The organism is Micromonospora sp. SYSU B005 (assembly GCF_055362685.1).
On record NZ_JAXCFU010000001.1, the window covers coordinates 859868 to 884056 of the forward strand.

Annotated in this window: 24 protein-coding genes; 7 read left to right on the forward strand and 17 right to left on the reverse strand. The window is 73.5% G+C overall.

Features of this window, described 5'->3' with window-relative positions:
• Window positions 1-61: 61 nt before the first annotated feature.
• From SM452_RS04145 to SM452_RS04155, 3 genes are all read right to left on the reverse strand, one after another.
• Window positions 62-1729 carry a fumarate hydratase gene (locus SM452_RS04145; RefSeq protein WP_463839319.1) on the reverse strand — a complete coding sequence of 556 codons (1668 nt, stop codon included), beginning with the start codon at window positions 1727-1729 and terminating at the stop codon, window positions 62-64.
• Between the two features lie 76 nt (window positions 1730-1805).
• On the reverse strand, window positions 1806-3242 hold the full coding sequence (locus SM452_RS04150; RefSeq protein WP_355513297.1) for an outer membrane protein assembly factor BamB family protein: 1437 nt from the start codon (window positions 3240-3242) through the stop codon (window positions 1806-1808).
• A 72-nt stretch (window positions 3243-3314) separates the two neighbouring features.
• Window positions 3315-3809: an Lrp/AsnC family transcriptional regulator gene (locus tag SM452_RS04155; RefSeq protein ID WP_262013361.1), complete on the reverse strand. Its 495-nt coding sequence runs from the start codon at window positions 3807-3809 to the stop codon at window positions 3315-3317.
• Window positions 3810-3949: 140 nt separating this feature from the next.
• Here SM452_RS04155 and hppD point away from each other — a divergent pair, with 140 nt between their 5' ends.
• Genes hppD through hisC form a run of 4 tightly spaced genes read left to right on the forward strand, consistent with a single transcriptional unit; the run spans window position 3950 to window position 8013 of the window.
• Entirely contained in the window at window positions 3950-5155 is a 1206-nt protein-coding gene (hppD, locus tag SM452_RS04160) for a 4-hydroxyphenylpyruvate dioxygenase (RefSeq protein ID WP_013288921.1), read from the forward strand.
• A 10-nt stretch (window positions 5156-5165) separates the two neighbouring features.
• The gene (locus tag SM452_RS04165; RefSeq protein WP_262013362.1) at window positions 5166-5870 is read left to right on the forward strand and encodes an RDD family protein; all 705 of its coding nucleotides are present in this window, start codon (window positions 5166-5168) and stop codon (window positions 5868-5870) included.
• On the forward strand, window positions 5867-6913 hold the full coding sequence (locus tag SM452_RS04170) for an RDD family protein (RefSeq protein ID WP_463839320.1): 1047 nt from the start codon (window positions 5867-5869) through the stop codon (window positions 6911-6913). Before SM452_RS04165 ends, SM452_RS04170 begins: the two co-directional genes overlap by 4 nt.
• Window positions 6910-8013 (forward strand): histidinol-phosphate transaminase, encoded by a 1104-nt coding sequence (hisC, locus tag SM452_RS04175; protein WP_355513287.1) that lies wholly within the window; start codon window positions 6910-6912, stop codon window positions 8011-8013. The genes SM452_RS04170 and hisC overlap by 4 nt, the downstream gene beginning before the upstream one ends.
• A gap of 121 nt (window positions 8014-8134) precedes the next feature.
• On the opposite strand, the gene SM452_RS04180 is transcribed toward hisC, so the two are convergent.
• The 5 genes from SM452_RS04180 to SM452_RS04200 all read right to left on the reverse strand — a co-directional run bounded on the left by SM452_RS04180 (window position 8135) and on the right by SM452_RS04200 (window position 12490).
• Window positions 8135-9388 carry an outer membrane protein assembly factor BamB family protein gene (locus tag SM452_RS04180; RefSeq protein ID WP_355513284.1) on the reverse strand — a complete coding sequence of 418 codons (1254 nt, stop codon included), beginning with the start codon at window positions 9386-9388 and terminating at the stop codon, window positions 8135-8137.
• 67 nt (window positions 9389-9455) lie between these two features.
• Window positions 9456-9938: an SRPBCC family protein gene (locus SM452_RS04185; RefSeq protein ID WP_135242307.1), complete on the reverse strand. Its 483-nt coding sequence runs from the start codon at window positions 9936-9938 to the stop codon at window positions 9456-9458.
• Window positions 9939-10048: 110 nt separating this feature from the next.
• On the reverse strand, window positions 10049-10258 hold the full coding sequence (locus SM452_RS04190; RefSeq protein ID WP_194801919.1) for a DUF397 domain-containing protein: 210 nt from the start codon (window positions 10256-10258) through the stop codon (window positions 10049-10051).
• A 169-nt stretch (window positions 10259-10427) separates the two neighbouring features.
• A complete protein-coding gene (gene fahA, locus SM452_RS04195) occupies window positions 10428-11627 on the reverse strand; it encodes a fumarylacetoacetase (protein WP_262013477.1) in 1200 nt (399 codons plus the stop codon).
• The gene (locus tag SM452_RS04200) at window positions 11624-12490 is read right to left on the reverse strand and encodes a hypothetical protein (RefSeq protein WP_355513281.1); all 867 of its coding nucleotides are present in this window, start codon (window positions 12488-12490) and stop codon (window positions 11624-11626) included. The genes fahA and SM452_RS04200 overlap by 4 nt, the downstream gene beginning before the upstream one ends.
• A gap of 94 nt (window positions 12491-12584) precedes the next feature.
• Between SM452_RS04200 and SM452_RS04205 the strand changes: the two genes are divergently transcribed.
• Window positions 12585-13751 (forward strand): homogentisate 1,2-dioxygenase domain-containing protein, encoded by a 1167-nt coding sequence (locus tag SM452_RS04205; protein WP_463839321.1) that lies wholly within the window; start codon window positions 12585-12587, stop codon window positions 13749-13751.
• Window positions 13752-13806: 55 nt separating this feature from the next.
• On the opposite strand, the gene SM452_RS04210 is transcribed toward SM452_RS04205, so the two are convergent.
• From SM452_RS04210 to SM452_RS04220, 3 genes are read right to left on the reverse strand one after another with little or no spacing between them, the layout of a single operon-like run.
• Complete coding sequence (locus SM452_RS04210) at window positions 13807-14847, reverse strand: NAD(P)-dependent alcohol dehydrogenase (protein WP_463839322.1); 1041 nt, start codon at window positions 14845-14847, stop codon at window positions 13807-13809.
• Between the two features lie 45 nt (window positions 14848-14892).
• Complete coding sequence (locus SM452_RS04215; protein ID WP_355513275.1) at window positions 14893-15900, reverse strand: tetratricopeptide repeat protein; 1008 nt, start codon at window positions 15898-15900, stop codon at window positions 14893-14895.
• 50 nt (window positions 15901-15950) lie between these two features.
• On the reverse strand, window positions 15951-17303 hold the full coding sequence (locus tag SM452_RS04220; RefSeq protein ID WP_262013371.1) for a BTAD domain-containing putative transcriptional regulator: 1353 nt from the start codon (window positions 17301-17303) through the stop codon (window positions 15951-15953).
• 174 nt (window positions 17304-17477) lie between these two features.
• Here SM452_RS04220 and SM452_RS04225 point away from each other — a divergent pair, with 174 nt between their 5' ends.
• Entirely contained in the window at window positions 17478-18008 is a 531-nt protein-coding gene (locus tag SM452_RS04225) for a hypothetical protein (protein ID WP_463839323.1), read from the forward strand.
• Window positions 18009-18046: 38 nt separating this feature from the next.
• Here SM452_RS04225 and ispF read toward each other — a convergent pair whose 3' ends face one another.
• The 3 genes from ispF to SM452_RS04240 form a co-directional block, all read right to left on the reverse strand.
• Window positions 18047-18529, reverse strand: coding sequence for a 2-C-methyl-D-erythritol 2,4-cyclodiphosphate synthase (ispF, locus tag SM452_RS04230; protein ID WP_262013373.1), 483 nt, complete (start codon window positions 18527-18529; stop codon window positions 18047-18049).
• A 387-nt stretch (window positions 18530-18916) separates the two neighbouring features.
• A complete protein-coding gene (ispD, locus tag SM452_RS04235; protein WP_355513269.1) occupies window positions 18917-19612 on the reverse strand; it encodes a 2-C-methyl-D-erythritol 4-phosphate cytidylyltransferase in 696 nt (231 codons plus the stop codon).
• Between the two features lie 53 nt (window positions 19613-19665).
• Window positions 19666-20151 carry a CarD family transcriptional regulator gene (locus tag SM452_RS04240; protein WP_013288937.1) on the reverse strand — a complete coding sequence of 162 codons (486 nt, stop codon included), beginning with the start codon at window positions 20149-20151 and terminating at the stop codon, window positions 19666-19668.
• Between the two features lie 328 nt (window positions 20152-20479).
• Between SM452_RS04240 and SM452_RS04245 the strand changes: the two genes are divergently transcribed.
• Window positions 20480-21175 (forward strand): hypothetical protein, encoded by a 696-nt coding sequence (locus SM452_RS04245; RefSeq protein WP_357209514.1) that lies wholly within the window; start codon window positions 20480-20482, stop codon window positions 21173-21175.
• Between the two features lie 18 nt (window positions 21176-21193).
• Here the strand turns inward: SM452_RS04245 and SM452_RS04250 are convergent, their stop codons facing one another.
• The 3 genes from SM452_RS04250 to SM452_RS04260 form a co-directional block, all read right to left on the reverse strand.
• A complete protein-coding gene (locus SM452_RS04250; protein ID WP_402813681.1) occupies window positions 21194-21796 on the reverse strand; it encodes a hypothetical protein in 603 nt (200 codons plus the stop codon).
• Between the two features lie 39 nt (window positions 21797-21835).
• Window positions 21836-22888, reverse strand: coding sequence for a type III polyketide synthase (locus SM452_RS04255; RefSeq protein WP_463839324.1), 1053 nt, complete (start codon window positions 22886-22888; stop codon window positions 21836-21838).
• A 99-nt stretch (window positions 22889-22987) separates the two neighbouring features.
• Window positions 22988-24154, reverse strand: coding sequence for an acyl-CoA dehydrogenase family protein (locus tag SM452_RS04260; RefSeq protein ID WP_262013378.1), 1167 nt, complete (start codon window positions 24152-24154; stop codon window positions 22988-22990).
• Window positions 24155-24189 lie beyond the last annotated feature (35 nt).

A 24189-nucleotide genomic window follows, 5' to 3' on the forward strand; every position in this document is an offset into this window, starting at 1 on the left:
GACGGACACGCCGAGGGGCGCCCGGGTTCACTCCCAGGCGCCCCTCGCGTACGTCAAGAACTCAGCGCCGGCCGACGGTGAGGACCGGCTTGGTGACCTCGGCGAAGAAGTCGTTGCCCTTGTCGTCGACGACGATGAAGGCGGGGAAGTCCTCCACCTCGATCTTCCAGACCGCCTCCATGCCCAGCTCGGCGTATTCGAGCACCTCGACGTGCTTGATGCAGTCCTGCGCGAGGCGGGCCGCCGGGCCGCCGATCGAGCCGAGGTAGAACCCGCCGTGGGCCTGGCAGGAGCGGGTGACCTGGGCGGACCGGTTGCCCTTCGCCAGCATCACCATCGAGCCGCCGGCCGCCTGGAACTTCTCCACGTACGCGTCCATCCGGCCCGCCGTGGTGGGGCCGAACGAGCCGGAGGCGTAGCCCTCGGGGGTCTTGGCCGGCCCGGCGTAGTAGACCGCGTGGTCGCGCAGATATTGCGGCATCGACTCGCCCGCGTCCAGCCGCTCGGCGATCTTCGCGTGTGCGATGTCCCGGGCCACGACCAGCGGGCCGGTCAGCGACAGCCGGGTCTTCACCGGGTACTTCGACAGCTCCGCGCGGATCTCGTCCATCGGCCGGTTCAGGTCGACGCGGACGACCTCCTCGGTCTCCAGCGTCTCGTCGGTCACGTCGGGCAGGTAACGCGCCGGGTCGGTCTCGAGTCGTTCCAGCCAGACGCCCGACGGGGTGATCTTCGCCACCGCCTGCCGGTCGGCCGAGCAGGAGACCGCGATCGCCACCGGGCAGGAGGCGCCGTGCCGGGGCAGCCGGACCACCCGTACGTCGTGGCAGAAGTAGCGCCCGCCGAACTGCGCGCCGATGCCGAAGTTGCGGGTCAGCTCCAGCACCTCGGCCTCCAGCTCCAGGTCACGGAAGCCGTGCGCGCTCATCGAGCCCTCGGTGGGCAGCGCGTCGAGGTACTTCGCGGAGGCGTACTTCGCGGTCTTCAGCGCGTACTCCGCGGAGGTGCCGCCGATGACGATCGCCAGGTGGTAGGGCGGGCAGGCCGCGGTGCCGATGAGCCGCAGCTTCTCCTCCAGGAACTGCATCATCCGCGTGGGGTTCAGCAGCGCCTTGGTCTCCTGGTAGAGGTAGGACTTGTTGGCCGAGCCGCCCCCCTTGGCCATGAACAGGAACTTGTACGCGTCGGCGTGGCCGTCCGGGTCTTCGGCGTACAGCTCCACCTGGGCGGGCAGGTTGCTGCCGGTGTTCCGCTCGTCCCACATGGTCAGCGGGGCGAGCTGCGAGTAGCGCAGGTTGAGCCGGGTGTACGCCTGGTAGACGCCGCGCGAGATCGCCTCCGCGTCGGTGCCGTCGGTGAGCACGTGCCGGCCGCGCTTGCCCATCACGATCGCGGTGCCGGTGTCCTGGCACATCGGCAGCACACCGCCGGCCGCGATGTTGGCGTTGCGCAGCAGGTCGAGCGCGACGAAGCGGTCGTTCGGCGAGGCCGCCGGGTCGTCGATGATCGCGCGGAGCTGAGCCAGGTGGGCCGGGCGCAGGAAGTGGGCGATGTCGTGCATCGCCTCGGCCGTCAGCGCGGTCAGCGCGCCCGGATCCACGGTGAGGAACCGGCGGCCTCCGGGGCCGTTGACGACGTCCACGCCCTCGTCGGTGACCAGGCGGTATTCGGTCTGGTCGGGACCGGTCGGCAGCAGGGGTGCGTACGAGAAGGCGGCGGCACTGCTCATGACCGAAAAGCCTAGGGCAGAGCCGTCGATCGGTGGCACCCGCAGGTCGGTCCTGGGACGACCCTCTCACCCGCTGTCACTTGCCGTCGGCGCAGAGTTCCCGTTTCGGCCCGCAACTTCCCTGGTCGCTCGGCGGGCGCCAGCTGCCTCCCGGGTCGGGCGCCACCGGCGCGCCGTCCTGGTCCGGCCCCGGCGCCTCGGACGTGCCGGCGCCCCAGCGGACGTACCCGATCTCCCGCCCCTCGCCGATGATCATGCCGTTCGGGCCGACCGCCAGCGCGTTCGCGGAGGTGCGCAGCTCGACCAGCACCCGGCCGTCCCGGGGCCCGACCGCGATCAGCCGGGACGGCTTCTCCTCGCTGATCACCGCCGCGTACGGGGTGAGCGCCGCGCCGCTCTTGCCGCCCGCCGGGCGGGTCCAGCGGGTCCGGTCGGCCGACAGCTCCCGGCCCAACAGCGAACCCTTGTCGGCGCTGCGCACCACGGCGTAGCGGTCGTCCACGGCGAGCAGCTTCTCGCCGTCCGCGCCGACCTGGAGCAGCCGGCCGTCGTACCCGTCGAGCACCGCCTCACGGCCGTCCGGGGCGACCCCGATGAGGACGTTGCGTCCACCCTGCGGGTCCTCCCGCTGCACGCAGCCGGCGTAGTCGGCGGTGCGCAGGTTGATCCCGGTACGCCGCCACACCTGCTGACCGGTGGCCGGGTCCACGGCGGTGACCGCGTAGTAGCAGCTCCCGTCGCGGGAGGTGGCCTCGATCCGCAGCAGCCGGCCGCCGACCACGGCGAGCCGCTCCTCCCGGCCGGGCTGGACGTTCTGGAGCACCCGGCCGGTGGCGGTGTCCACCACGTGCACCCGCCCGTCGACCGGGAAGCCGAGCAGCGGCGGGACGGACTCCGGCCCGGCCACTCCGCCGTCGATCCGGGTGGCGCCGAGCCGCCGGGTGCCGAGGAGTTCCGGGTTGTCGGCGAGCACGCCGCTGTGCACGCCGGGCAGGAACGCGCTCCACAGCGGAGCGGTGCCGCGCGGGTCCCAGGCGCGCAGTGTGCAGTCGGTGGCCTGCACGCAGTACGCGTCGAGCAGCAGGTTCCGGTAGGTCCAGACGGCGATCGCGCGATCGTCGCGGCGCCGGGTCACGCCGCTGACCGGGTCGAGCACCTCGTACCCCTTGTCGAGCAGCTTGCCCACGGCGACGACCGACTCCCGGCCGCTGCCCGCGACCGCCGACCAGTCGGCCTTGCGTTCCCACAGCTGGCCGCCGTCGGCGAGGTTGCGCGCCTCGATGCGGGTGCGCTGCTCGACGATCACGGTGTCGCCGGCGATGGTGACGCTGCGCGGCGTGCCGCCGACGCGCTGCTGCCAGACCACGTCGGGCTCGCTGATCGGCTTGCTCCGGTCGACCCAGTCCCACAGCGCCGGGAACGGGTTCCAGACACCTGTCGCGGCGAGTACGACCACGGTGACGAGCCCGAGCAGCAACCAGCCGCGTACCCCTAGGCCCTTCACACCGCACACGGTAGCGACGATCACCGGTCCCCCGGGCCGCGTGCGGTGCGTGTCGCGGCGCTTCTTGAGTGGCCCGGGGTGTTAAGGGCCGCCGCGGGCGGCGGAGCGGACCAGCGGCAGCGTGCGGTACGGGATCTGTTCGGCCAGCGCGATGATGGTGGACGCGCGCCGGATGCCCTCCGAGGCGACGATCTGGTCGATGACCCGCTGGAGGTCGGTGTTCGACCGGGCGACGATGCGGCAGAGCAGGTCGCTGGAGCCGGTGATGGTGTGCGCCTCCAGCACCTCGGGGATCGCGGCCAGGTGCGCGGTGACCTGGTCGTGGCCGTGCCGCTGGCTGATCTCCAGGGTGACGAAGCTGGTCACCCCGAACCCGATCGCGGCGGGGGTGATGTCCGGCCCGAACCCGGTCACCACGCCCCGGTCGACGAGCTTGTCGAGCCGGGCCTGGACCGTGCCGCGGGCGACGCCGAGGCGCCGGGAGCACTCCAGCACGCCGATCCGGGGCTCCTCCGCGAGCAGTTCGATCAAGCGCGCGTCGAGCTCGTCGAGCTGTACATCCTGACCAGTGTTCATGGTGTCCGACGGTACCGAATGCACAACCTGACCAGGAATTACGTCAACTGTTGCCCAACTCACCGCGGTCCGTAGATCCTCGCCGGAAGAGCACATCCACGGCGGCCCCCGAGGCCGGCCGGTACGCGAGGGAGGCCACCATGACCCAGGCGATCGACCGACCCCAGTCGACCGAGGAGGTCGACGTCGACGCTCTCGTCGGCGCAGTCGACCACGACATCACCCGCGACCCGTTCCCGGTCAAGGGCATGGACCACGTCCACTTCCTGGTAGGGAACGCCAAGCAGGCCGCGCACTACTACTCCACCGCGTTCGGCATGACCTGCGTGGCGTACCGGGGGCCGGAGCAGGGCTACCGCGATCACGCGCAGTACGTGCTCACCAGCGGTTCGGCCCGCTTCGTGCTGACCGGCGCGGTCCGCCCGGACGCCGACGGCGCCGAGCACGTGGCGAAGCACAGCGACGGCGTCTCCGACATCGCGCTGGAGGTGCCGGACGTGGACGCCGCGTACGCGCACGCCGTGGCGCAGGGCGCGACCGGCCTGGTCGAGCCGCACGACGTCAGCGACGAGCACGGCACCGTGCGGATGGCGTCCATCGCCGCGTACGGCGACACCCGGCACAGCCTTGTCGACAGGTCCCGCTACACCGGCCCGTTCCTGCCCGGCTTCGTCGCTCGCGGCCCGATCGTGGACCGCCAGCCGATGATCGACGCCGGCCTCCAGCCGAAGCGGTTCTTCCAGGCCGTCGACCACGTGGTCGGCAACGTGGAGCTGGGCCGGATGGACGAGTGGGTCGAGTTCTACAAGCGCGTCATGGGCTTCTCGAACATGGCGGAGTTCATCGGCGACGACATCGCCACCGACTACTCGGCGCTGATGAGCAAGGTCGTCGCCAACGGCACCCGCAAGGTGAAGTTCCCGCTCAACGAGCCGGCCGTGGCCCGCAAGAAGTCGCAGATCGACGAGTACCTGGAGTTCTACCAGGGCCCCGGCGCCCAGCACATCGCCGTCGCCACGAACGACATCCTGGCCAGCGTGGACGCCATGCGCGCGGCGGGCGTCGAGTTCCTGGACACCCCGGACTCGTACTACGAGGACCCGGAGCTGCGCGCCCGCATCGGCAACGTCCGGGTGCCGATCGAGGAGCTTCAGTCCCGCAAGATCCTGGTCGACCGGGACGAGGACGGCTACCTGCTCCAGATCTTCACCAAGCCGGTGCAGGACCGCCCCACCGTCTTCTTCGAGCTGATCGAGCGGCACGGCTCGCTCGGCTTCGGCAAGGGCAACTTCAAGGCCCTGTTCGAGGCGATCGAGCGCGAGCAGGAGAAGCGCGGGAACCTGTAACACTGTCCGCGTGACCCAGCCTCCTCCGAACCCGACGCCGCCGCCCGCCGGTCCTCCACCCGCGGGCGGCGGCTTCGCGCCGCCCGGCGGACCGGCGGTGCCCGCGCAGCACGTTCCCCCGGGGTACGCCGGCCCGCCCGGCTACCCACCGCCCGGGTACCCCCCGCCCGGGTACGCCCCGGCGCCCCTCCCGCCTCCGGTGGCGCCGAACGGGCAGCCGCTGGCGAGCTTCGGTGACCGGCTGCTCGCCTACCTGATCGACACCGCAGTCGCCATGGCGGTGACGATGGCACTGTTCCTGCCGGTCTTCTTCCTCGTCTTCGTCCGGATGATCGACGAGATCGAGCAGGCCGGGCCGAACGGCCCCGACCCGGCCGAGCTCTGGACGGGCGTGCTCCTGCCGTTGTTCGCCGCCGAGCTCGGGGTCCTGCTGCTGATGCTCGCCTTCTACTGGGTCTACCACGTCGAGTACGCCCGCCGGACCGGGCAGACGCTGGGCAAGAAGGTGATGAAGCTGCGGATCGTGCCGCTGCAGCCGGACGCCGCGCTGAGCCGGGGGATGCTCGGCAAGCGCTGGGTCGTCGAGTTCGCCGGCGGGATGTTCGTGCCGTTCCTCAGCTACCTCGACGGTTTCTGGCAACTGTGGGACAAGCCCTGGCAGCAGTGCCTCCACGACAAGTTCGCCGGAACGGTCGTCGTTAAGGTTGGCCCGTGAGTTTGGAACCTGGCTGGTACGTCGACCCCGCCGACACAGAGACCCGCAGGTGGTGGGACGGCGAGGGCTGGATCGGCGCGCCGATCCCGGTCGACGTCACCCCGCCCGACGGCCCGCCGCCCCCCGAACCGGAGCCGGCGCCGGCCGCCGCGACGCCCGCCGCCGGCCAGCAGGCCACCGGCCCCGGCGGCCGCCCCGACGCGACGCCGACGTCCGGCACGCCCGGCGGCCCGGGCGGACCGAGCCCGTGGCCGGGTCAGCCGGGTCAGCCCGGCCAGGGCGGCCCGTGGCCGGGACAGCCGGGTCAGGTGAACCCGTGGCCGGGCCAGCCGGGCCCGCCCGGGCAGCCGGGACAGGCCGGGCAGCCGGGACAGGCCGGGCCGGGCATGCAGGGACCGCCGCCGGGCTGGCCGTACCCGCACTGGCCTGGCGCACAGCCGATCCCGCGCCCGCACGGGCTGCCGCTCGCGTCGTACGGCGCCCGGCTGGTCGCGCGCCTGATCGACTTCGGCGTGGTGTTCCTGCTCAACGCCGTGGTCAACGGCTGGTTCGTCTGGCGCTACATCGAGGCGGTGTCCCCGTACCTGCGTGAGTCGGTGCGCCGGGCGCTCAACGGTGACACGTCCACCGAGGGACTGCCCCAGATCGACGACCAGGCCGGCGGCCTCCAGATCGCCATTCTGGTGATCGCCACCGCGCTCTGGTACGCGTACGAGGTGCCGTCGATGGCGGCACGCGGCCAGACCTTCGGCAAGCGGCTGATGGGTATCCGCGCGCTGCCTGTCGAGGCGGACCAGCCGCTCGGCTTCGGCCGGGCCACCCGGCGCTGGAGCACGCTCGGCCTGCCGACGCTGCTCTGGTACTGCTGCGGGCTGGGCCTGGTGCTCCAGCTCATCGACGCGGTCTCACCCCTGTTCGACCATCCGCTGCGCCAGGCCCTGCACGACAAGCGGGCGCAGACGGTGGTGGTCCAGCTCCCCCGCAAACGTGACACCCGTACCACCCCGCCCGAGAGCGCCGACACCCCGGGAGACACCCCATGACCGAGACCGGACGCCAGCAGCCCGCGCTGCGGCTCACCCGCGCCGACCTGGACGCGCTGCCCAACTACGTGCCCGGCCGCAGCCCGGCCGACCTGGCCCGCGAGCTGGGGCTGGCCGAGGCGATCAAGCTGGCCAGCAACGAGGTGCCGTACGGCCCGTTGCCGGGCGTGGTGGAGGCGGTCGCGGAGGCGGTGGCCGGTTCGCACCGCTACCCGGACATGGGCGTGGTGGCGCTGCGTCAGGCGCTCGCCGAGCGGTACGGCGTGGACGCCGACCGGATCGCCACCGGCTGCGGTTCGGTGGCGCTGGCCGAGCACCTGGTGCGTGCCACCTGCCTGCCCGGTGACGAGCTGCTCTACTCGTGGCGCTCCTTCGAGGCGTACCCGATCATCGCGGCGACCAGCGGCGCGACGAGCGTGCGGGTGCCGAACGACGCCGGCCACGGCCACGACCTTTCCGCGATGGCGGCGGCGGTGACCGACCGGACCCGGATGGTCCTGGTCTGCAACCCGAACAACCCCACCGGTACGGCGGTGCGCCGGGCCGAGCTGGACCGCTTCCTCGACGCGATGCCGGACGACGTGCTCGTGGTGATCGACGAGGCGTACCGGGAGTTCGTCACCGACCCCGAGGTGCCGGACGGCCTGACCTACCTGGACCGGCCGAACGTGGCGGTGCTGCGCACGCTGTCCAAGGCGTGGGGCCTGGCCGGTCTGCGGATCGGCTGGCTGGTCGCGGCGCCGGAGGTGGCCGCCGCCGTGCGCAAGGTGGTCACCCCGTTCTCCACCAGCACGGCCGCCCAGGCCGGCGCGCTGGCCGCGCTGGCGCAGGCCGACGAGGTGGAGCGGCGCTGTGCGCTGGTCGTGGCCGAGCGGGACCGGGTCACCGAGGCGCTGCGCAAGTTCGTCCCGGACGTGCCGGACAGCCAGGCCAACTTCGTCTGGCTGCCGCTGGGCGAGCGGGCGGTGGAGTTCGGCCGGGCGTGCGAGGCGCGTGGCGTGATCGTCCGCCCGTTCCCCGGCGACGGTGTCCGGGTCACCATCGGCACCCCGGCCGAGAACGACGCGTTCCTGGCCGCCGCAGAGGCCGCGCTGGCCTGACCGGGCGCGCCCGGCGTCGGTCCGTCAACCCCCTACGGACCGGCGCCGGGCGTCTTCGTCCGACCGATCAGACAAGAGGACTATAGGTGCTTTTGTCCGATTTGAGGCTTGACCCGCCGAATCAGGTCACTGCCAGCAGCACCGGTTCGGCCATCAGGAAGTAGCCCTGGTCGTCGTCCTCCGGATCGGCGCTCTCCCGCAGCCGCTCCACCGCGACGTAGCCGTCCACCGCGTACGCCCGGCCCGGCCGCCAACCGATCCCGTCCCGGCCCAGGTCGAGCACGAAACTCGACCGGGTGGTCCCGGTGAGCGGGTCGACAGTCACCAGTTCCCGCCGGTCGGTCAGCAGGTGCACCCGCCCCGGCTCGGTCGCGAGCACCCGGGCCGGATGGATGTCCGCCCGGCGCCACAGCTCCTCGCCGGTCCGCGCCGAGCGCCCGACCACCACCGGGCCGGACGTGTCCACCGCCCGCTCGCCGTCCAGCACCGTGTCCGGGTGGTCCAGGCCCGGCGCGGCGGCCGGCTCACCCGGGTCGGTCACCAGCCAGCCCCGGCTGCCCGCGCCGTCCGGCCCGGCGGTACGCAGCCCTCGGCAACCGGAGTGCCCGTGCGGGCAGCCGACAGGCGTGACGACGAGTTGCTCCGGCGCGTCCGGCGGCCGCCAGCGGGTCCGCACCGTACCGGTCGCCGCGTCCCGCAGCTCGACCGCGGCCGGGCCGTCGCAGCTGTCCACCCCGACCAGTTCGCCGCTGGCGGTGGTGCCCACGTCGGACCGGCAACCCCTGCCCACGTCCGCGCGCCAGAGCCGGCGGCCGTCGGCCAGGTCGTAGCCGCCGAGCCCGCCCGGACCGGCCGCGAGCAGCACGGTCCGCCCGGCCGCAGTGCGCGCCACGTGCAGCCCGGCCGGATCCCAGACCGTGGCGGCGAAGGTGCGTCGCGGCTCCGGCACCGACCCCGGATGCGGGCCGTCGGCCTGCCAGGCCACCCGTCCGGTACGCGCATCGAGCGCCACCAGCTTCCCGTCGGACCAGCGGCTGACCACCGTGGTCCCCTCGGTGAGCACGCCGACCAGCGTCGCCGGCCAGCGGCGGAAGGACCAGAACGGGGTGACCCGGTGCCGCCCGGTGACCGGCTGGTCCGCGTACACCTGACGGGCGCCCGCGTAGACGCGGAGGCGGCCGTCCACGACGAGCGGCGCCACGGGCAGCCGCGCGAGCACCCCGGCGATCGGCGCGGGCGCCGCCGGGTACGGCTTCCGGGCCGGGGTGTCGACCTCGGCGGGCGCCAGCACCCGGACGACCACGGCGACCGACGCCGCGACGGCGAGCACCGCCACCAGCGCCACCACGGCCCGCCGCCTCGCGGCCTTCGCCATCCGTCACCTCCGCCCCGGCACCCTACCGGCCGTGTGCGGGCGGGGTGCGGGGAGCGGCCGGGTCGGCTCAGGCGGCCTCGGTGGATCGGTCGGAACCGGCGGCCAGCGCCAGGTCGGCCAGGTCACGCCGGAGCGCGCCCTCGACCGCGCGGGCGGCCAGGCCACCGAGGATCAGGGCCAGCACCCGGCCGTACGCCCGGGTCGGCACCGCCTCCTGCTCGACGGTGACCTCGGTGCAGCCGCGCCGCCGCCGCTCGACGGTGCGCAGCGTCCAGGTGATCCGGTAGTCGGCGCCGGCGCCGCGCGACCCGAGCACCAGGCGGCCGGGCGCGACCGCCTCGATCACCTCGAACTCCTCCGGCTCGGTGCCGCCGTCCGGCCGGACGCGGGTCTCCCGCCACACGGTGCCCGGTCCGAAGCCGCCGGTGCCGACGACCTCGACCGCATCCACCGCCGAGAGCCAGTCGGCGCGGGCCGGGAGGTCGGTGAGCAGTCGCCACAGGTCGGCGTCCTGCGCTTCGATGAATGCGGAAACCGTCACCGTCGACATGGCACCTCCCGTGTCGTACACGGTACGGGCCGTGACCGGAAACGGGGAGCCTCCCGGTGACATTTCCACCACCGGTGCCCCGGCCGGGGCACCGGTGTGGGCGCGAGCGGTCAGCCTCCGAACGTGCCGCCCCGCAGCGCGGTGACGAACGCGGCCCAGCCCGGCGGGCTCACCGCGAGCGCCGGACCGTCCGGGTCCTTCGAGTCGCGTACGCCCACCACGCCGTGCGCGGCGACCACGTTCGTCGCCACCTCGACGCAGAGACCCTGATCGTTCGAGCGGCTGCTGGTGCGCCAGACGGCACCGGTCAACTCGGTCATGCTCGATCCTTCCTGTTTCGGCTTCCGCTGGTACGCCCGGCCCGGCACCGCGGGCAGCTCTCGGGAGAAGCCACCGGCCGGGGCGTAGGTGATCCCAGCGATCAACGCCGAAGGAAACGGCCCCGGTCGCACATCGGGTGCGACCGGGGCCGGTTCGGAAGGTCGGATCTCAGCGGGCCGGGAGGATCGTCCCGGTGACCTCGCCCAAAGCGACAGTGGTGCCGTCCGGGCCGGGCGCGGTGGCGGTGATCGTCACCGTGTCGCCGTCCTCCAGGAACGTCCGCTCGCTGCCGTCGGCGAACTTGACCGGCTCGGACCCGCCCCAGGTCAGCTCCAGGAACGACCCGACCTGGCCGCGCTCCGGACCGGAGACGGTGCCGGAGGCGTAGAGATCGCCGGTACGCAGCGACGCGCCGTTGACGGTGAGGTGCGCGAGCTGCTGCGCCGGGGTCCAGTACATGCCGGCGAACGGCGGCTCGGCGACCCGCTCGCCGTTCCACTCGACCGACAGCGTCAGGTCCAGCCCGAGGTGCGGCGTGTCGCGCAGGTAGTCCTGCACCGGCGGATCCTGGTCGGGCGCGGGTACGAACGCGTCGGCCAGCGCCTCCAGCGGCGTCACCCACGCCGCGACGGAGGTGGCGAACGACTTGCCGAGGAACGGTCCGAGCGGCTGGTACTCCCACGCCTGGATGTCCCGCGCGGACCAGTCGTTGACGAGCACCACGCCGAAGACGTGGTCGGCGAAGTCGGCCACCGGCACCCGCTCGCCGAGCCGGCTCGGCACACCCACCACGAAGCCCACCTCGGCCTCGATGTCCAGCCGGACCGAGGCGCCGGTGGTCGGGCCCTGCGCGCTGGCCCGCTGACCGGTCGGGCGGATCACCGGGGTGCCGGAGACGACCACGGTGCCGGCCCGGCCGTGGTAGCCGATCGGCACGTGCTTCCAGTTCGGCAGCAGCGGCGGCTGCCCGGGCCGGAAGATCTGCCCGACGTTCGAGGCGTGGTGCTCCGAGGAGTAGAAGTCGACGTAGTCGGCCACCTCGAACGGCAGCGCCATCTCGACCTCGCGCAGCGGCACCAGCAGCGGCTCGACCGCCGCGCGGTGCTCCGGCTCGGTGAGCAGCTCGACGACCCGCTGCCGGACCGCCGTCCACTGCGGGCGGCCGAGCGCCATGAAGGCGTTGAGCGCCGGCTCACCCAGCGCACCGCCGGCCAGCACCAGACCGGCGGCCTCCGCGCCGGCCAGGTCCAGCGCGAAGTCACCGATGCGGACGCCGACGCGCGGCTCGCCCTCGCCGTGCCGGAACACGCCGTACGGCAGGTTCGTCACCCCGTACGGCGACCCTGCCACACCCGGAACCCAGGTCATGCCTCGTAGCCTCCGTTCACCAGCCCCAGCCGGATCAGATCGGTAAGTGGTTCGGAGATGCTGCACGAGCCGTACCCGACCCAGAGCGGGCGCTCGGCGTCGCGGTGCGCCCGGGCCGGCTCGACCACGCGTACCGGGTCGGTGGCGGCGAGCAGCTCGGCCGCGCCGTCCACCTCTGCGCCCCCGACGGCGGCGAGCGTCGCGCCGAGCACGTTGACGAAACCGTGGTGGGTGAAGCCGGTCTCCGGGTCGCGGTGCCGGATCGCGTGGTGCAGCCCGGCGGTGAGCTTGAACGGCAGCTTCCGGTCGCGGCAGGCGCAGATCACCGCGGCCAGCTCGGCCGGGGTGGGGAACAGCTCGGCGGCGAGCCCGCCGGTGCGGAACTTGGCGGCCACCGGCAGCCCGGCGGCGCGTGCCCCGGCGAGCGTGTCGAGCGCGCCCATCAGGCCGAAGGTCAGCGGGATCTCGGCGTACACGGCGGTGCCGTCGAGCCGGCCGGCGAGCGTCATCAGCTCGGCCAGCCCGGGTTGCGGGTCCTCGCCGCGCTTGGCGACCGGCGCCTCGATCTGCCGGGCGGTCACCCCGTCGGGCGCGAGCGCGTCCAGTGCCTGCGGGAGCTGATCCAGGCCGGTGTCGCCGATCAGCCCGATGACCAGGCCCTCGGCCGGGTCCACCAGGCCGCTCAGCGACCCGCGCTGGATCTCCGAGGCGGGCAGCAGCAGCGGGCCGACCATGTCCGCGTACCAGGCGGTGCGGTGGGTGCGGTGCGCGGTCACCGCGTCGGGCAGCGGGGCGTTGCCGGGCGGGAAGACCGCGGCGTCGTCCACCAGGCCGGAGAGGAGGCGGGGCACCTGCGTTGACACGAGACAAGAATGTACGGGACGCTACGAGGAACGGACAACAGCGTCCGATTATCGGACGCCACCGGCCGGAGAACGGGACATATCGGGAGGCGAGATGCCGTACTACCGCAGCGTCGGCGACGTGCCGCGCAAGCGCCACACCCAGTTCCGCCAGCCCGACGGCACGCTCTACGCGGAGGAACTGGTCGGCCAGGAGGGCTTCTCCTCCGACTCGTCGCTGCTCTACCACCGGCACGCGCCGACCGCGATCCTCGCCGCGCAGGAGTACGCCCCGCCCACAGTCACCCGCGTGCCGAACCTGCCGCTCAAGCCGCGCCACCTGCGCACGCACAAGCTCGACGGCACCGGCGCGGACCCGGTGCTCGGCCGGCAGTACCTGCTCGCCAACGACGACGTACGCATCGCGTACGTGCTCGCCGACCGGCCGTCGCCGCTGTTCCGCGACGCCACCGGCGACCACTGCCTCTACCTGGAGGCCGGGTCGATGCGTGTGGAGTCGCCGTTCGGCGTGCTCGACGCGGTCGCCGGCGACTACGTCGTCATCCCCACCTCGACCATCCACCGCCTGGTGCCCACCGGCGACGAACCGACCCGGCTGCTCGCCGTCGAGGCGTCCGGCCACATCGGGCCGCCCAAGCGCTACCTCTCCGTACGCGGGCAGTTCCTGGAGCACGCGCCCTACTGCGAGCGCGACGTCCGGGGACCGGACACCCCGCTGCTGGTCGACGGCGAGGAGGTGGAGGTGCTGGTCAGGCACAGGCGTGGGTGGACGAAGTACGTCTACGCCAACCACCCGTTCGACGTGGTCGGCTGGGACGGGCACATGTACCCGTGGGCGTTCTCCATCCACGACTTCGAGCCGATCACCGGGCGGATCCACCAGCCGCCGCCGGTGCACCAGACGTTCCAGGGCCCGAACTTCGTGATCTGCTCGTTCGTGCCGCGCAAGGTGGACTACCACCCGGCCGCCATCCCGGTGCCGTACAACCACCACAACGTCGACTCCGACGAGATGCTGTTCTACACCGGCGGCAACTACGAGGCCCGGCGCGGCTCCGGCATCGAGCAGGGCTCGATCTCGCTGCACCCGTCCGGCTTCACCCACGGCCCGCAGCCGGGCGCCGCCGAGCGGTCGATCGGTGCGGAGTTCTTCGACGAGCTGGCGGTCATGGTGGACACGTTCCGCCCGCTGGACCTCTGCGACGCCGCCGCCGGCTGCGAGGACGACGGCTACGCCTGGACCTGGGCGCGCAAGTCCTGACGTACGCGCGAAGGGGCCGCGCCCGGCACGGACGCGGCCCCTTCGCACACGGTCGTCAGAACGTGGACGCGTCGATGACGAAGCGGTAGCGCACGTCGGACGCGAGCACCCGCTCGTACGCATCGTTGATCTTGTCGGCTCCGATCACCTCGATCTCGGCGCCCAGCCCGTGCTCGGCGCAGAAGTCGAGCATCTCCTGGGTCTCGGCGATGCCGCCGATGCTCGACCCGGCGAACGACCGCCGGGCCGGGATCAGCGAGAACGCGTGCACCGACAGCGGCTTCTCCGGCGCGCCCACGTTGACCAGCGTCCCGTCCACCGCGAGCAGCCGCAGGTACGCGTCCATGTCGAGGGTCGCGCTCACCGTGTTGATGATCAGGTCGAACGAGCCGGCCAGTTCGGTGAACGTGTCCTCGTCGGCTGTCGCGTAGTAGTGGTCGGCGCCGAGCCGCAGCCCGTCCTCCCGCTTCTTCAGCGACTGGGACAGCACAGTCACCTCGGCGCACATCGCGTGGGCCAGCTTCACCGCCATGTGGCCGAGACCGCCCATGCCGATCACCGCCACCCGGCGGCCCGGCCCGGCGTTCCAGTGCCGCAGCGGCGAGTACGTGGTGATGCCGGCGCAGAGCAGCGGCGCGGCGGCGTCCAGCTCGATGCCGTCCGGGATGCGCAGCACGAAGTCCTCGGTGACCACGATGGCCTGCGAGTAGCCGCCCTGGGTCGGCTTGCCGTCCCGGCCCACCCCGCCGTACGTGCCGGTGCTGCCCTTCAGGCAGTACTGCTCCAGCCCCTTGCGGCAGTTGTCGCACTCCCGGCAGGAGTCGACCAGGCAGCCGACGCCGACCCGGTCGCCGACGGCGAACTTGGTGACCGCGGAGCCGACCTCCCGCACCACGCCCGCGATCTCGTGACCCACCACGATCGGGTAGCGGGTCGGGCCCCACTCGCTGCGCGCGGTGTGGATGTCGGAGTGGCAGATGCCGGAGAACTTGATGTCGATGAGAACGTCGTCCGGTCCGAGATCGCGCCGCTCGACGGTGGTCGGGGCGAGCGGTTCGGTCGCGGACGTCGCCGCGTAGGCGTTGACGGTGAGCACTGGTTCCCGCTTCCTTCAGCCGGTGTTTCCGGTCCTCCTACCCTCTCACCGGCGAGCGAACGCGGTGAATCCGGCCACCACGGACGCGGTGATCGCCCCGACCAGCGGCAACGGGCCGCCGACCAGCGCGTACACGAGCAGCAGCAGCACCGCGGCGGCGGCCGCGTAGACCGGCACGACCAGGCCGCGTGACATCGCTTCCCGCAGGCCGGGCCGCCACGTCGCCGGGCGACGCAGCAGCACCGCCGTCCCGGCCACCGCCAGCACCGCGAACAGCCGGGACGCGCCGGACGAGGCCGGGGCCAGCGCGGCGACCAGCACGCTCGCGAGCAGCGACCAGCCGGCCACCGACAGCAGGAGCCGCCGGATGCCGTCGTCCACGGTCCGCACCGGGTCGGGGCGCGCCACCGGCAGGTCCGCCAGCGCGGTCAGGTGTTCCAGCGTCTCGGCGTACCGGCGGCGTTCCAGCCGGGCCACGCCCACGTCCTGCCCCGCGTCGCCCAGCTCCGGGTCCAGCCGCAGCGCCTCCCGGTAGGCCCGCTCGGCCAGGTCGAACAGCTGCAAACGCACCGCGACGAGGCCGAGCACGAGATGCGCCTCCGGCTCCTCCGGGGCCAGCTCCACCCCGCGCCACGCCGCGTCCAGCGCCGCCTGCCCGTTGCGCGACGCCGAGAGGATGGCGGCGGCACTGCGCTGCGCGTACGCGTCGCCCGGCGCACGCGCCAGGATCTCGTCGGCGGCGGCCGCGGCGGGCTTCCAGTGTTCGAGGTCGAGGAGGGCGAACCCGCGCGCCACGAGCGCCGGTACCGCCTCGGGACCGGCGGTCGCCTTCTCGACGGCGGCCTCGGTGGCGGCGAGCGCCTCGGCCGGGCGGCCGGCGGCCAGGTGCATCCGGGCCAGCATGGTCAACGCTGGCACGTGCGCCGGCTCGGTCGCGATCAGCGCGGTGAGTTCGCCGATTCCCTCGTCGTAGCGTCCCAGCTCGGCGAGCAGGTGGGCGCGTTGCAGGTAACCGTCGGCGGCGGACTGGTCGGGGGCGGCGTCACTCGGCATCCCGGCGAGCGTATCCGCCCGGCCCCACCGCGCGCCGAGGGTGCCCGGCGTCAGGCACTCCGGCAGGACGCGCCCGCCCGGCCGCCGCACGTCCCCAGGCTGCACCACCGGCGCAGTCCGCTCTCGTCCAGGAACAGCCACCCGCACCGCCGGTCCGGGCAGACCCGCACCGTGAACCGGGCCGGATCGGCGAGCAGCTGCGCGCCGCTGAACGCGGCGGCGTGCACCGGCAGCCGCAGCCCGGCCGCCAGGTCCGGCCACCACCTGCCGCGTCCGTCCGCCTCGCGCCGGAAGACGAGCGTACGAGCGGCGGCCTCGGCGGCCCGCGCGACGGTCTCGAAGGCCGGGCCGTCGTCCGGGTCGACCAGGCCGGCGTAGAGCGCGGCGCGGAGCGTCCGGGCCTCGTCGAGCACCGCCTCCGCCGCTGCCGGGTCACGGCGCGCGAGGTGCAGCAGGCGGTTCGTCGAAACCTCGTCCACCAGCCCGACATGGCCGGCCCAGACGGCGAGGGTGCGGTAGCCGCGCAGCCACTCGGCGCCGGGCAACGGCGGCTCGTGCCCCCACCCGGCGAGCGTGTTGCAGAAGTCCAGGGCCGGGTGGCCGCCCACGCTCCACGGCAGGCTCTCGTCGCCGACCCGGATCTCGTGCATCGGCCGGGCGGCCCGGTCCAGCCGGTCGTCGCCCGCGAGCACCCGGCGCTGCACCTCCCGGAGCCGGGGCCCCGGCTCGACGCCGAAGTCGGCCGCGAGCAGGTCCCGGGTGGCGCGGTAGAGGCGCAGCGCGTCGGCCCGCCGGTCGCCCCGGTACAGGGCGGTCATCAGGACCGCCACGAGGTGTTCCCGCGTCGGGTGCTGGGCGGCCAGCGGCATCAGGTCGGCGATGGCCCCTGTGTGCCGGCCCAGCGCGAGCTGCGCCTCGGCCCGTAGTTCCACGGCGACGAGGCGAAGTTCCTCGACCGTGCCGTGCAGCCGGTCCCGCAGCTCGTCGTCCGCCGCGTCGTCGAGCAACGGCCCGCGCCACAGGGCGAGCGCCCGGTCGAGCGACCGCACCCGCTCGGCGGGATCGGCGGTCCGCCCGGCCGCCCGTACCAGGTCGGCGAACTCGTCGACGTCGACCCGGTGCCCGTCCTCCTCCACCACGTAGCCCTCACCCCGGGTACTGATCCGCACCCCGTACGGGTTGAGCGAGCCCCGCAGCCGCCCGATGTACGTCTGCACCGCGCTGCGGGCCGTGGGCGGCGGCCGGCCGTTCCAGAGCAGGTCGATGAGGCGGTCGGTCGGCACCACCCGGCCCACGTCGAGCAGCAGCACCCCGAGCAGGCAACGCTCCTGGCGCCGGCTGCCGACCTCGACCGGCCGGCCGTCGTGGCGGGCCTCGAACGGCCCGAGCAGGCGGAACTCCATACCGAACAGGACGACCCGGTACCGGCCCGGGGTTGTCGCCCGGCGGTGATCGCATGGTGAGGAACCCGGCCGGCCGGGTCCGCCCGCGCGACGCCCGCCGCTCGACGCGGTGAGCCGGTGGTGAGCGGGCCCGGCGATGCTCGCCGCCCGGACCAGCGAGGGATGGAGTGGAACATGCGGTTCAGGATGAGTATCGCGGTGGCGAGCGTCGCGGTGGCGGTGGTCGCGGCCCTACCGGGGTCGGCGTCCGCCGCGCCGGGGCGGCATCCCGCCCCGGGTGCCTGGGAGCCGGCGCCCCAGGCGCCGTTCGAGATGCCCGCCGGCGCGCGATGCGAGTTCGCGGTACGGGTCGAGCCGATCGTGGACGAGGTGCGGAAGCTGACGATCGAGACCTACCCGGACGGCGCGCCGAAGCGGGAGTTGTTCACCGGCGCTCTGCTCAACCGGGTGACGAACCTGGAGACCGGCGCCACCTCGACGGCGGACGCGAGCGGCACCGCCCTCGTCGCCTACCGCACCGACGGCTCGATGACCTGGTACGTGACCGGGCCGGTGCTGCTCGGCTTCCGGGAGAACGCCGGCACGCTGCCGAAGGGGCTGTGGATCGTCGACGGCCGGTTCCGGGTGGAGTTCTCCCCCACCTACGACAAGACCATCACGATGCTCCACGGCACCACCCACAACGTCTGCACCGACGTCGACTGATCGGGTGGACGCGGTGACCGGCGTCCCCGGTCACCGCGTCAGCCGGCCGGAGCCTCGTAGACCAGGGCCACCGCGATCCCGGCCAGCCCCTCCCCGCGCCCGGTGAAGCCCAGCCCGTCGGTGGTGGCCGCGGAGACGGTCACCGGCGCGCCCACCGCCTCGGAGAGCACCCGCTGCGCCTCCTCCCGGCGCGGCCCGATCTTGGGACGGTTGCCGACGACCTGCACCGACACGTTGCCGATCTGGAAGCCCGCCGTCCGTACCCGGCGCGCGCTCTCGGTCAGCAGCGCCACCCCGGACGCGCCGGCCCATTCCGGCTGGTCCACGCCGAAGTTCGCGCCCAGGTCACCGAGCCCGGCGGCGGAGAGCAGGGCGTTGCAGGCGGCGTGCGCCGCCACGTCGGCGTCGGAGTGCCCGGCCAGGCCGTCCTGGTCCGGCCAGTGCAGACCCGCGACCCAGCAGGGCCGCCCGGCCGCGAACGCGTGCACGTCGGTGCCGACAGCCACCCGAGGAACGATCATGACCAGAGGGTACGCGTCGCGCCTTGACCGCGGCCCGGGCTGTGGTTGGCTTCGGTTGCCGTACGCCCCGGTGTCGCCTCTGCCTCGTGCAAGCGCCTGGGGCTCCTTCTTACGGTCGGCGCGGCAGAAGATCGCACGTCTCCAGCTGGCTACCGCCGTGGCCATGAAGCAAGCCTGTGGGCTGTACGAGTGGAGCGTCGCTCTGCCCGACGCCGCCCAGCTCTCGAACACGGACGCGCCCCAGCGCACCGGTCAACCATCGACCGAAAAGTGGGATCCACATTCCAGAACCCGGGATACGAGTAAATCTTGGTAGGAAACGGCCCCTATGGGGGCCAGTTCGTACCAAGATCTCGAAGCCGCGAACGGGACCGCGGGCGGGCGGCGTCAGGCGCCTGTGGTCAGGAGGTGTTCGGCCAGGGCCATGTCGAACGGGCGGGTGATCTTCAGGGCCAGCTCGGAGCCGGGCACGCAGGTCACCGGGATCCCCTGCTTCTCGACCAGGCCGGCGTCGTCGGTCAGCGCGTCACCCGGCGACCGGTGGGCCGCGGTCAGCACCGACCGGCGGAAGCCCTGCGGCGTCTGCACCGCCCGCAACGCGGACCTGTCGACGGTCCCGAGCACCCGCTCGGTCGCGTCGACCTCCTTGATCGTGTCGACCACCGGCAGTACCGGGATCACCGCGTCGTGCCCGTCGCGGACCGCCGCGGCCACCGACTCGACCAGGTGGGGCGGGGTGAGTGCACGGGCCGCGTCGTGCACGAGGACGATCTCCGGACCGGCGGGAACCGCGGCGAGGGCCGCCGCCACCGACTCCTGGCGTTCGGCGCCACCGGGCACCACAGTCACCGGGGCCACGGGGGCGAGCATCGCGCGTACCGCCTCGACCTCGGTCGCCGGTGCGGCCACCACGATCGTGTGCACGGAGGGTGCGGCGGCGATCCGGCGGACCGCGTGCACCAGCAGCGGCTCACCGGCGAGCAGCCGGAGTGCCTTCGGGGCGCCGGGTCCGAGGCGTACCCCGGCACCTGCCGCAGGAACGAGGACCGCGACGTCACCGCGCGGATTGAGCTGCGCGGTCACGTCGCGGTCCTCGGATTCGTTCGCTGCGGGGTGGGTAGAGGCAGAGGCGTGGATCAGGCCTCGGTCAGCACCTTGTCGAGCAGCGTCTCGGCCTCGTCCTTGGTGCTCTTCTCCGCCAGCGCGACCTCGCCGACGAGGATGTCACGAGCCTTGGCGAGCATCCGCTTCTCGCCCGCCGACAGGCCCCGCTCCCGCTCCCGGCGCCACAGGTCGCGGACGACCTCGGCCACCTTCAGCGGGTTTCCGGAGGCCAGCTTCTCCAGATTCGCCTTGTAACGCCGCGACCAGTTGGTCGGCTCCTCGGTGTGCGGTGCACGGAGCACGTCGAAGACCTTGCCCAGGCCCTCTTCGCCGACCACCTCGCGCACACCCACGATCTCGGCGTTCTCGGCGGGCACCCGGACCGTCAGGTCACCCTGTGCGACCCTCAGGACGAGGTATTCCCTGGGCTCGCCCTTGATGACCCGAGTCTCGATTGCCTCGATGAGTGCGGCCCCGTGGTGGGGGTAAACAACGGTCTCGCCGACACTGAAAACCATAGGTTCGAAACCCCTTTCGCTGTGTCTAGGGTAACACGCTCAGGCACCGATGTCTCACCGCTGTCCTGATCGTTGGCGCAGCTCAGGGGCCCTGTGAGAGGTATTTCTTCAGCTTGACAGGCGGTCAAACCGATGCTTTCGACACGCTCCGTGAGGAACACGTGACAACCCGGTAAGGGGTGACGGGAGCGTCCAGATCTAGGGCAATGCGCTCCTTCCATGGTAGCTCCGCAACTCCGTCCGCGCCCAGGTGTGGCGTTACGGCGGTCGGTGCGGGACGCTGGTGAGGGACGTGACGTCCGCTCACCGAGACGTTCCTGGGGGTCCGATGGGCGTGCCTGACGCTGACGGCCAGGGGCCGCCGGACGGGCTGCCCGGCCTGCCTCCGGAGTGGGGCCGGGTGGTCGTCCCGGACGACGCCTCGGCGCTCGCCGACGAGGCCCGGCAGGTCCGCCGGGAGCTGCGCCGCGCGCGGCAGGGCTCCGGCCGGCGTACCGTTCCGGCCCGCCTCGGGCTGCCGGTGCTGATCCTGCTCGTGTCGGTGCTCGTCACACTCGCCGGGCTGGCCGCCGTCACCTGGCCGCGTACCACCACGCGGTCCGGCGCGCCGACGGTGCTCCCCCGCTCCACCACCGCGCCGCAACCGGTCGGCCCACTGCCCGCGCTGGACCTGGTCGGCGCCGACGACACACCGGTACCGCTGCGCAGCCTGCTGCCCGCCATGATCATCCTGGTCGACGCCTGCGCCTGCGCCGAGCAGGTCGGCACCGCGGCGCGCGCCGCGCCGCCCGGCGTCACGGTGGTCACCGTGACCGAGGGCCGCAGCGCCGGACCCGCGAGCGTCCCCGGGGTACGCCCGCTCGGCGACCCGGCCGGCGGCCTGCGCTCCTACCTGCACCTGTCCGCTCATCCCGGCACCGCCGCCGCGCTGCTCGTGGACCGGCAGGGCTCGCTGGTCCGGGTGGTGCCGGAGCTGGGCCCGCTGTCGGACTACGGCGCCGACCTGGCCCGGCTGGGCGGCTGAGGGCCGGCGCGACGGCGGTCAGTAGAGCGCTTCGAGCCGGGCGTCCAGTTCGGCCCGGCCGCGTACGCCGGTGAACCGCACCAGCACCGGCGCGCCGGTGCCGCCCAGCAAGGGCAGCTCCAGCCGCCCGCCGCACCGGAGGAACCGACGCGCGTCACCGGACCCGGTACCGGAGAGCTGCACGGCGACCGCCCCGTCCCCGGAGCAGCTCACCGTCAGCCGGTAGTCGTCGCCCCGCGAGGGGTTCACCTGCCGCACGACGGGGGGCCCGTCCGGCGTCAGGCCGGACGTCTCCCGCCACACCACGTGCGACACCTGGAGCACATGCGAGGTGCCGTCCTCCTCGACCCGGAGCACCACCGACCGGTCCGGTGCCGTGGCCGGCCCACGGAGTGCCCTGGGCGTCGGGTCGCGCCCCGGTCGTGCCGGCCAGGCGTCACCTGTCGACGGGTCGACCCGCCAGGTGCGGGCGGTGGGTTCGGCGCTCGCGGGCGGCGCCGGCACGGCAGTGGCCGCACCCGGCTCCGGTGCCGCCGCCCGCCACCAGGCCGCGCCGGCCGCCAGTGCCAGAACGGTCAGGACGGTCAGCGGTACCCGCCCGTCCCGCTCGTCGGAGGCCATGACGGCAGCGTATCCGCGCGGCCCGGGCGGGGCGAGCCGTCAGCCCACCCGTTCCAGCAGCACCGCGTAGAGCGTCAGGCCCGGTCCGAACGCGAGCATCACCACCCAGCGCGGCGGCGACGGCTCCGTACGCCACAGCCGGTCCAGGATCAGCAGCACGGTCGGGGACGAGCAGTTGCCGTGCTCGGCGAGCGTCCCCCGGGACGCGGCGAGCCCGTCCGGCGGCAGGGCCAGCTCACGCTCCACCACGTTGAGGATCCGCGGCCCGCCCGGGTGCACCGCCCAGCCGTCCACGTCGGAGCGCTCGCACCCGTGCCGCGCCAGCAGGTCGTCGACCAGGTTTTGCACGTGCCGGGACAGGACCTGCGGCACCTTCGGCGACAGCCCCATCCGGAAACCGGTGTCGGTGACGTCCCAGGTCATGTGGTCGGCGGTGGAGGTGTCGGTGACCGAGGTGACCTCGCGCAGCGCGTACCCCCGGCCGCCGGGGACGACCACGGCGGCGACCGCGGCGTCCGAGAACAGCGCGTGGGAGACGATCTGCTGGGTGTCCACCCGGGCACCCGGCGGCTGGATGTGCAGGCTGGTCAGCTCCGCACAGAGCAGCAGCGCGGGCCGCCCGCGGGCGGTGACGAAGTCGCTCGCCGCGCCCAGCCCGGGCAGGGCCGCGTAGCAGCCCATGTGCCCGACGAACATGCGCTGGGTGCTCGGGGACATGCCCAGGTCCCGGGCGAGCAGGATGTCCAGCCCCGGGGTGGCGTACCCGGTGCAGGAGCAGACGATGAACAGCCCGATGTCGGAGGCGTCCAGGCCGGCGGCGGTGAGTGCCCGGCTGACCGCCTCCTTGCCCAGCGGCAGCGCCTCGACCTGGTAGCGGCGCATCCGGCGCTCGGTCGGCCACTCCGAGACGTCCTCCAGCAGCGGGTTGACCGCCGCCTGCCGCCGGGTGACGCCCGAGTTCGCGAAGATCCGCTCGGCCAGCGCCCTGGTGTTCCCCTGGAAGTGCTTCGCGAAGAAGCCCGTCCACAGTTCGTCCTGCATCGCGGCCGGCGGTTGCGCCGTACCCAGACCCGCTATCACCGGCATGCCCACGTCCCCCACCCCTCCCTCATCTCTCGCACCAACCCTGGTCACCCGGCAGCCTTTCGTTCGCGACTGCGGGGCTCGCAAAACCGGCTCGCTCCTCGCGCTTCACCAACGAGGGAGCGCGCTGTCCCGGTCCGGGTCGCCGCCCAGCGCGGCGATGCCGAGCCAGTCGGCGCACACGTCGGACGTGGCCGGATGCAGCGAGCCGCAGCGGGCGTCCCGGTAGAGCCGCTCCAGCGGATGCCCGCGCCGGGTCGCCGACGTACCAGCCGCCTCCAGCATGGAGGCCGCGACCTCGGCGGCGGTGGTGCCGGCGAGCAGCTTGGCCCGCCACACCCAGCGGTTCGTCTCGGCGTCGCCGGGCGCCTCGTCGACCCGGCGGGCCGCCTCGGCGACCACCAGTTCGGCGGCGGCGGTGGCCGCGTCGGCCCGGCCCAGGCGGGCCCGCACCGCGGGCAGCCCGGCGAGGTTGCGGGCGTTGAGGTGCTCGGCCGCCGCGTCGACGGCGGCCCGGGCCACGCCGACGTAGACCGCCGCGTAGCTCGCCACCAGCCAGTGCGGCATGAGCTGGGCGACGACCAGGGCCAGCCCTTCGACGCCGCCGAGCAGCCGGTCGGCCGGGACCGTCACGTCCAGGTGCACGTCGTGCGAGGAGGTGGCCCGCATGCCGAGCGAGTCCCAGGTGGGCTCGACGGTGATCCCGTCCCCGGCCGGGATCAGGAACTGCGACACCACGGACTGGTCGGCGGCGCTGCGGGCGGCCACCAGGTAGCCGTCCGGGTGCCCGGCGCCGGAACAGAACGTCTTGCTGCCCTTGATGTGCCAGCCGCCGCCGACCGGCTCGTAGACGGTGCTGAGCTGCGACAACCGGGCGCCGGCGCCGCGTTCGCTCATCGCCACCGCGTACCAGGCGCCGTCCGCCGCCGCGCGCAGCAGCCGGTCCCGCGCCGCCAGGGCCTCGTCCGGTACGCCGAGCGCCTCGGCCAGTTCCTCGGTGACCGCGCCCAGCGCCCCGGTGACCGAGGCGTGCATGTTGAACACCAGCGCTGTGGCGCCGTTGCCCCGGGCCAGTTCGGTGGCGACGGCGGCGTACTCGGCGAAGCTCGCGCCCGTACCGCCCAACTCGGGGGGCACCATCAGGCCGAACAGCCCTGCTTCCCGCAGGTCCGCGAAGTCGTCCACGGGGAACGAGCCGTCGCGGTCGTGCTCGGCCGCGCGGGCGGCCAGTCGCGGCGCCAACCGGCGGGCCGCCTCCAGCGCGTGCACAGTCATGTCGCCCCCTTCTCGGCGTCCTTTACCCCGGGCGG